Annotated in this window: 7 protein-coding genes; 5 read left to right on the plus strand and 2 right to left on the minus strand. The window is 26.6% G+C overall.

Annotated features, from left to right (window positions below):
• Positions 1 to 85: 85 nt before the first annotated feature.
• Positions 86 to 259 carry a hypothetical protein gene (locus BT993_RS07360; RefSeq protein ID WP_158007939.1) on the minus strand — a complete coding sequence of 58 codons (174 nt, stop codon included), beginning with the start codon at positions 257 to 259 and terminating at the stop codon, positions 86 to 88.
• Between the two features lie 173 nt (positions 260 to 432).
• On the opposite strand from BT993_RS07360, the gene BT993_RS06520 reads away from it, so the two are divergent.
• The 5 genes from BT993_RS06520 (at position 433) to BT993_RS06540 (ending at position 4585) form a co-directional block, all read left to right on the plus strand.
• Entirely contained in the window at positions 433 to 2049 is a 1617-nt protein-coding gene (locus BT993_RS06520; RefSeq protein ID WP_072593769.1) for a PTS transporter subunit EIIC, read from the plus strand.
• A 108-nt stretch (positions 2050 to 2157) separates the two neighbouring features.
• The gene (locus BT993_RS06525) at positions 2158 to 2376 is read left to right on the plus strand and encodes a hypothetical protein (protein ID WP_064613558.1); all 219 of its coding nucleotides are present in this window, start codon (positions 2158 to 2160) and stop codon (positions 2374 to 2376) included.
• A gap of 2 nt (positions 2377 to 2378) precedes the next feature.
• Positions 2379 to 2981 (plus strand): ribonuclease H family protein, encoded by a 603-nt coding sequence (locus BT993_RS06530; protein ID WP_072593770.1) that lies wholly within the window; start codon positions 2379 to 2381, stop codon positions 2979 to 2981.
• Between the two features lie 13 nt (positions 2982 to 2994).
• On the plus strand, positions 2995 to 4245 hold the full coding sequence (rho, locus tag BT993_RS06535; protein ID WP_072593771.1) for a transcription termination factor Rho: 1251 nt from the start codon (positions 2995 to 2997) through the stop codon (positions 4243 to 4245).
• A gap of 73 nt (positions 4246 to 4318) precedes the next feature.
• Positions 4319 to 4585, plus strand: a complete 267-nt coding sequence (locus BT993_RS06540) for an HPr family phosphocarrier protein (protein ID WP_072593772.1) — start codon at positions 4319 to 4321, stop codon at positions 4583 to 4585.
• A 48-nt stretch (positions 4586 to 4633) separates the two neighbouring features.
• On the opposite strand, the gene BT993_RS06545 is transcribed toward BT993_RS06540, so the two are convergent.
• Entirely contained in the window at positions 4634 to 5044 is a 411-nt protein-coding gene (locus BT993_RS06545; protein ID WP_072593773.1) for an ImmA/IrrE family metallo-endopeptidase, read from the minus strand.
• Between the last annotated feature and the right edge of the window lie 135 nt (positions 5045 to 5179).

Below are 5179 nucleotides of genomic sequence, written 5' to 3' on the forward strand. Positions count from 1 at the left end.
GAATTAAATATTTATTACTTTTAATAATTTAGTAATTTCAAAATGAATTTTAGTATTACTATCAATTTTAAGATATAATTATTTTTTAGTATAGAAAAAAATATTTTCTATTAACAGTAGTAGGCTTTATTAAATATTTAGTTAAATCTTTAATATTATTATCTTTAAGGATATGGTAAATGATACCACGGTCAACTTTAGTAAGATGTTTAAATTTTCCTTCTTTATTAATTTTTAAAAATGTGTTATTATTAGTCATGGGTATACAGTTCCTTTCGATAGATTTCGTCATTTATGATTGTACTGTATATCCTATTTTTTTTCAATTACTTTTTTGGACATTTACTTTTGGAATTTAGAATTTTAATGTCTTGACTAAAATAATTTCTCATTGTATATTAAAAATAAATATAAAATAGAAAGGATAAAAATATGAAAAATAACTTTTTTTCAGTTTTACAAAAAATAGGTAGAGCATTTATGTTACCTATAGCTGTATTGCCAATGGCAGGGATATTATTAGGTATTGGTGGTTCATTTACTAATCCAGTATTGATAAAAACATATAACTTAACTTTCCTTGCACCTGGAACTCCAATAAATTACTTAATGCAATTATTCTTTAATATAGGATTATTTGTATTTGCTAACTTACCTTTACTATTTGCAGTAGGAGTTGCAATAGGTATGGCTAATAAAAATAAAGAAACTGCAGCACTTTCTGCTGTACTTGGTTTTCTACTATTCCATACTATAATCAATACTATTTTAACTTTTAAAGGTATTAGTCCTGATAAGGTTACTTTTGATGCTTTACTTGCAACAGGATTATCAGAATCAGCTGCAAGAGGTACTGCTGCACTATATGCTAAAGAACTTGGTATTTTCACATTACAAACAGGTGTTTTCGGAGGTATAGTAACAGGTATTACTTCTGCACTAATCACTAATAAATTTTCAGACAAAAAATTACCAGATTATTTAGCATTCTTTAGTGGGAATAGATTAATACCAGTTATTACTATATTAATATTCATACCTATAGCCGCAATTATTCCATTTATTTGGCCAACTATATTTCTTTTAATAGTTAAGGCAGGAGAATTATTTGCTGCAACAGGTGCAATAGGTACATTCTTCTATGGTTCTACTATGAGATTATTGAATATTTTTGGATTACATCATGCAATATATCCATTATTCTGGTATACACAACTTGGAGGATATGAGGAAGTTGCTGGAGTTATGGTTTCTGGAGGACAAAATATATTCTTTGCACAACTTGCTGATCCAACTATACAACACTTTAGTGCTGCTGCAACAAAAACTATGACAGGTGGATTCTTACCTATGATGTTTGGATTACCTGCTGCTGCACTTGCTATGTATCATACTGCACAAGATAAAAACAAAGCATTAATTAAAGGTATACTATTATCAGCAGCATTAACATCATTTTTAACTGGTATTACTGAACCAATTGAATTTACTTTCCTATTTGTTGCACCAGTACTTTATGTAATACATGCTTTACTTGAAGGTTTAGCATATTTCTTAATGTATGTTTTAAATGTTGCAGTTGGTATTACATTCTCACGTGGAATTATTGATTTCACATTCTTTGGATTATTACAAGGTCCAGCTAAAACATCTTATCAATGGATATTAATTTTAGGACCTATTTACTCTGCTATTTACTACTTCATATTTAAATATGTAATAATTAAATTTAACTTTGCTACTCCAGGTAGAGAGGGTGGAGAAAATAAGCTATACTCAAGAGCTGATTATAACACAACAAAAGAAGATAACTTTATAATAGATGAAATAGTTAATAATCTTGGTGGTATAGAAAATATAGAACACATAGATGCTTGTATTACAAGACTTAGGGTTACTGTAAAAGAACCTGAAAAGGTTAGTGATGATGAAATATGGAAAACACTAAAAGCTAAAGGGGTAATAAGATCTGGAAATGGTATACAGTTAATATATGGTACTCAAGCAGATATTTATAAAAATAAGATTAGAAATAAATACAAAATATAATTGATATGAGTTGTGGATTTTCCACAACTTTTTATTTTCTCTTTTCTTTACTTTAATTAGTGTTTTTGATATAATTAATGTATAAATGATAAAAGAAAGGTATATAATATGAAAAAGAAAATATTGCTAGAAAACTTTAACGAGATTAAACAAGTAAAACAAATTTCTACTATACTTTTAGGTCTTCCAGAAATAGAAGATTTAGAAGCAGATTTAGATGATAATTCTATAACACTTTCTTTAAATAATTTTACATCAAATGAAATGATTAAATACTTTATAAAATCAGCTAATTTTAATGTAGTTGATATTATAGATATGGAATAAATATGGTTTATGCGTATTATATAGAAGAAGAAAAAAAATCTGGTATAGTAAAAACATGGAATGAATGTCAAAGTTTAACAAAAGGTAAAAATGCTAGATTTAAAAAGTTTGACAATGAAAATGAAGCTAAAAATTGGCTTGATGCTGGTGCTTTATACACTCCCAAATCAAAATCAACATCTGAATTACAAAAAGATGCTATATACTTTGACTCTGGTACTGGTAGAAATACTATAGTTGAAGTAAAAGTATCCGATGTTTATGGTGATTCACTTCTACCTTTCATAATGCCACATGAAAAAATAAATTCATATGGAAATTACTTTTTAAATAATAATAGAACTAATAATTTTGGAGAATTAACAGGATTATTTATTGCATTAAAATATGCACTGAAATATAATGTAAAAAAAATATGTGGTGATTCTAAATTAATTATAGATTTTTGGTCATTGGGAAGATATAAAGAAGAAAATATTGATATAGATACTATAAAATTAATTGAAAAAGTAGTTACATTAAGAAAAGAATTTGAAAATATTGGTGGAGAAATATTATATGTTTCAGGAGATATTAATCCAGCTGATCTTGGATTCCACAAATAAGAAAGGAATAATAATGGAAAATATTACTTTAGATGATTTAGGTAATTTTACTCTTACAAATCTAAGAAAACTCGCAAAAGAACATAAAATAGAGGGATATTCTACTATTCCTAAAATGGAATTATTAAATAGATTATGCTATAGCATCGCTACAGAAGAGGGATTAATATATTCATACGGAGAACTAGATATAATTAATGAAACATATGGTTTTTTAAGAAATACACCTCAAAATACTGATGTGTATGTATCTAATTCACAAATTAAAAAATTTGGTTTAAGACAAGGTGATGTAATAGTTGGTGAAGTAAGAAAACCACTAAATGATGAAAAAAACTTTGGATTATTAAAACTTATATATGTTAATGGAGAAAAAGGAGAACTTAGTCGTCAAAGACCTATTTTTGATGATTTAATACCGTCATATCCTATAGAAAGACTAGAATTAGGTGAGGGTACAATTTCTTCAAGAATAATAGATTTAGTTGCACCTATTGGAAAAGGGCAAAGAGGTTTAATAGTTGCTCCACCTAAAGCAGGTAAAACTACTATACTTTCTGATCTTGCTAATGATATATTAAAATATAATAAAGATGTACAAGTTTGGATAATTCTAATAGATGAAAGACCAGAAGAAGTTACTGATATTAAAGAAAACGTAAAAAATGCAGAAATTTTTGCTGCTACATTTGATGAAAATACTTCTGTACATTTAAGTGTTACTGAAAAAGTATTAGAAGCTGCGAAAAGAGAAATAGAAAAAGGTAACAACATCGTAATTTTAATGGATAGTTTAACAAGACTTGCAAGATCATATAATATAGAAATGCCATCAAGTGGTAAACTATTATCAGGTGGTATAGATCCTAAATCTTTATATATGCCTAAAAAGTTTTTAGGTGCTGCTAGAAAAATTAAAGGTGGTGGAAGTTTAACTATACTTGCAACTGCATTAATAGAAACTGGTAGCCGTATGGATGAGGTTATTTTTGAGGAATTTAAGGGTACAGGTAATATGGAATTAGTCCTAGATAGATCTCTTCAACAATTAAGACTTTTCCCAGCAGTTGATATATTAAAAAGTGGAACTAGGAAAGAAGAATTACTATATTCAAAAAGAGAATTTGATGCAATACTTAAATTAAGAAAATTTTTATTAAAACTAAATGAAGCAGAAGCTCTTAAATTTTTAATGGACTTAATTAAAAGATATTCTAGTAACAAAGATTTACTAGAAAATATAGATTATGAATTGAAACTATAATAATTTAAAATATTGACAAACATTGAAATCTAGTGTAAAATTTATGATATATAAGTTCTAGGAGGAAGAAAATATGTCGAAAACAGTAACAATTATTAACGAAACTGGAATACATACAAGACCAGGTTCAGTTATAGTTAAAAAGGCTAAAGAGTTTAAAGAAGATGGTACTCAAATCATGTTATCTTACAATGGTAAAGAAGCAAAAGCTGATTCTTTAGTTAAAATTTTATCTCTAGGTATTAAAAAAGATGCTGAAGTAATCGTATCAGCTGAAGGTCCAAGTGCTGAAAAAGCAGTTGAAGAAATGGCTGAATTATTATCAACTTTAGTGGATTAATAAATAGTAAAATAAAAAATGCGTTTAAAGTATATTTAAGACGCATTTTTATTTTAACAACCCTTTTAAATATCTATATATTCTTTTTTCTTCCTCATCTACCATAAAATATTCATCTTCTTCTTCATTTAAATATCCAAAAAGTAAATATGCTGAAAATGTATTAGCCTCTTTTTCTAATAAAGATGAAGCGTTTATAAAGTTTTCTTTAAATTCAATTGCATCATCATCATGTAAAAAAGCATGACCTAATTCATGTGCAAGTACCATTTTTTCCATAAATTCAGATAAATTATCATTTATTGCAATAAATTTAATATTATCTATCTTCTTAAAAAAACCTTTAACATTACCCAAATCTCTATACAAAACTTCTATATTATATTTCTTTGCTATACTAATTGGGTCATTAGTTCTACATGTATCTACTATTTCATCTACTAGTTCCTTAATATCCATTATTTACTCCATTTATTTAATATATAGATATAATACTTTTTAAATATATTTTTGTCAATAAAAAATCCCCTCTAAGGGGATTTAATAATATAAATTAAAGAAAGAAATCGAATTATAAACTTATGTTTTCTTCTG

The sequence above is a fragment of the Streptobacillus ratti genome (assembly GCF_001891165.1).
Classification (GTDB): Bacteria; Fusobacteriota; Fusobacteriia; order Fusobacteriales; family Leptotrichiaceae; genus Streptobacillus; species Streptobacillus ratti.

Bases quoted from the DNA above. Each gene is read 5' to 3' on its own strand.
- BT993_RS07360 (WP_158007939.1), bottom strand. From the start codon at position 259: ATGACTAATAATAACACATTTTTAAAAATTAATAAAGAAGGAAAATTT.
- BT993_RS06520 (WP_072593769.1), top strand. From the start codon at position 433: ATGAAAAATAACTTTTTTTCAGTTTTACAAAAAATAGGTAGAGCATTT.
- BT993_RS06525 (WP_064613558.1), top strand. From the start codon at position 2,158: ATGAAAAAGAAAATATTGCTAGAAAACTTTAACGAGATTAAACAAGTA.
- BT993_RS06530 (WP_072593770.1), top strand. From the start codon at position 2,379: ATGGTTTATGCGTATTATATAGAAGAAGAAAAAAAATCTGGTATAGTA.
- rho (WP_072593771.1), top strand. From the start codon at position 2,995: ATGGAAAATATTACTTTAGATGATTTAGGTAATTTTACTCTTACAAAT.
- BT993_RS06540 (WP_072593772.1), top strand. From the start codon at position 4,319: ATGTCGAAAACAGTAACAATTATTAACGAAACTGGAATACATACAAGA.
- BT993_RS06545 (WP_072593773.1), bottom strand. From the start codon at position 5,044: ATGGATATTAAGGAACTAGTAGATGAAATAGTAGATACATGTAGAACT.